The sequence below is a fragment of the Mesorhizobium sp. M7A.F.Ca.CA.002.09.1.1 genome, from assembly GCF_003998555.1.
In the GTDB taxonomy this organism is placed as follows: Bacteria; Pseudomonadota; Alphaproteobacteria; order Rhizobiales; family Rhizobiaceae; genus Mesorhizobium; species Mesorhizobium ciceri.
Genome location: NZ_RZRR01001159.1, coordinates 1 through 1436, shown reverse-complemented (window position 1 = coordinate 1436; position 1436 = coordinate 1). Strand labels below are relative to the sequence as shown.

Genomic DNA, 1436 nt, shown 5'->3' with positions numbered 1-1436 from the left:
CTGGCGATCCAGGGGCGCGGCCCTGCCGCACTGGATGCGGCTCAGCTGGCCTGCCTTCGCGGCCGCATTCCTTGTCATCGAGTGGTTTGTGCCTGCGCCCGCCGATCCGATGCTCGAATGGACCCATTGGCTGGTGCGGCAAGTCCTGCCGCTGGTGCCGCTGATGGTCATCGTCGCAGCCTGTTCGCGCGGCCTTGGCGGCACTTTGGGAAAGCTTGCCGAACTGCCGCCGCTGCTTGGCCTCGGCCGCATCAGCTACGGCGTCTATCTCTATCATCCGATATTGCTGTCGCTCGCCGTCAAGGCGCAACCCTGGATTCCGCTCAACGTCTCGGAGCAAGGGCCAGGGCGTTTCCTGGTTGCGAGCGCCGCCACGATTGTCGCGGCCTCGATTTCCTGGGTGGTTTTCGAGAGGCCGCTCAACAGCCTGAAGCGCCACTTCCCCTATGTCGCGCGCACCCGCTCCGCACAGGGCAGCCATGGCGGCTGGCTCGCGACGGCGGCTGGCGGATCGCCCGATGGCCGCACACCGGCGCTCGAACTCCAGCGCACGGATGCAAGACGATGATCGCCGCACCGCTCGTCTCCGTCCTGTTGCCGGTCTACAATGCCGGTCCCTATCTCGCCACCGCGCTGGGAAGCATCCTGCGGCAGGATCACAGTCGCCTGGAGATCATCGCGATCGATGACGGTTCGACCGATAATTCGCTCGAGATACTCGAGCGATGCCAAAAGGCCGACAGCCGCATTTCGATCATCTCGCGCGAAAACCGTGGCCTTGTCGCGACGCTCAACGAAGGGCTGGCGATCGCCCGGGGCGAACTGGTCGCGCGGATGGATGCCGACGACGTCGCCTATCCCTGGCGTTTGTCGCGCCAGGTGGCGCTGTTCGAGCGGCGGCCCGAACTGGGCTTCTGCGGCGCCGGCGTCGACATGTTGATCCGCGGCCGCATCGCCAGGGGCAGGCCCGATCCGGTGTTCCAGTTCGGCCGCATCCCTGTATTGGCGATGTTCTTCACGATCTTCATGCACCCGACGGTCGTCTACAACAGGAAGGTCATCGACGACAGCGTCCTGCACTATGACCAGGCCTACCGGCATGCCGAGGACTTCGATCTTTTCAGGCGGCTGGCCGGCCGTTACCCGGCAGCCATGATGCCCGAAAACCTGGTCGTCTACCGCGTCCATGAGGCAAGCGTGACGAGCCGGCACGTCAAGGAGATGCGCAGGACGCATTTGCGGATCGTGGCCGAGAACCTCGAGCGGGAGGACCTGGCGCAGGCCACGCGGGACCTGCGCGACATTGGCGATGCGGTCAGCCACGGCACCGTCGCCCGTGCGGCCGACTTCATCGTCGCGCTGGAGGAGGAGATTTCCTCGCTGCCGGCGGCGACGCGGCCGAGCTTCGAGGCCGGCGCGCTGAACCTATTCTATTT

The 1436-nt window shown here is 65.5% G+C and carries 2 protein-coding genes; both read left to right on the top strand.

Features of this window, described 5'->3' with window-relative positions:
* The coding region (locus EN994_RS31320; RefSeq protein ID WP_164746409.1) for an acyltransferase at positions 1 to 568 on the top strand (568 nt) is incomplete at its 5' end.
* Positions 565 to 1436: glycosyltransferase family A protein (locus tag EN994_RS31315; protein WP_164746408.1), on the top strand; the 872-nt coding region annotated here is incomplete at its 3' end. The genes EN994_RS31320 and EN994_RS31315, both read left to right, overlap by 4 nt.